Raw genomic sequence first — 540 nt, 5'->3', positions numbered from 1 at the left:
GTCCGGCCTCGATTGTTGCTCAATATACTGCTTGACCATGCTCAGGGGGGCGCCTCCGACACTTCCCGCAAAGTAGCTTGGACTCCATAGCGCATTTTTCAGGTACGCAGGCTTCACCAGTTCGGGGTGCAGCCGCTTCAATCTCCTGCTTGATACGCCTTTCAAGCTGTTCACCAGTTTGGATAACGCCACTTTTGGCGGGTAGTTAACCAACAGGTGAACGTGATCTGTCTCACCATTGAACTCAACTAGCTCGCTTTCAAAATCCGCGCAGACCCGTCGAAATAGCGTTTCAAGGGAGTCGAGGTGCTCAGTGTTGAAGATTCTGCCCCGGTATTTGGTCACAAAGACCAAGTGAGCATGAATCATAAAAACACAGTGTCTACCGGTGCGTAAGTCTTGTTTGGTCTCCATAGGCCAACTATACTACAGCCTATGAAGCAGACCAAGACCCTCAAGGTTCGAGTGAAGGACAAACACGCCGCCGAGCTTAACCGCATGGCCCGCAGCGTGAATTTTGTTTGGAACTACCTCAACGAA

General features: G+C 50.9%; 1 protein-coding gene. It reads right to left on the bottom strand.

The window, feature by feature from the left end; translation table 11 throughout:
* Positions 1–414, bottom strand: a 414-nt coding sequence (tnpA, locus tag IE061_RS17920) for an IS200/IS605 family transposase (RefSeq protein ID WP_016914376.1), incomplete at its 3' end; no start/stop codon positions are given.
* Positions 415–540: the final 126 nt, after the last annotated feature.

Source organism: Vreelandella hamiltonii, assembly GCF_014651795.1.
Lineage (GTDB): Bacteria > Pseudomonadota > Gammaproteobacteria > Pseudomonadales > Halomonadaceae > Vreelandella > Vreelandella hamiltonii.
This window is presented reverse-complemented; position numbering and strand designations above follow the sequence as displayed.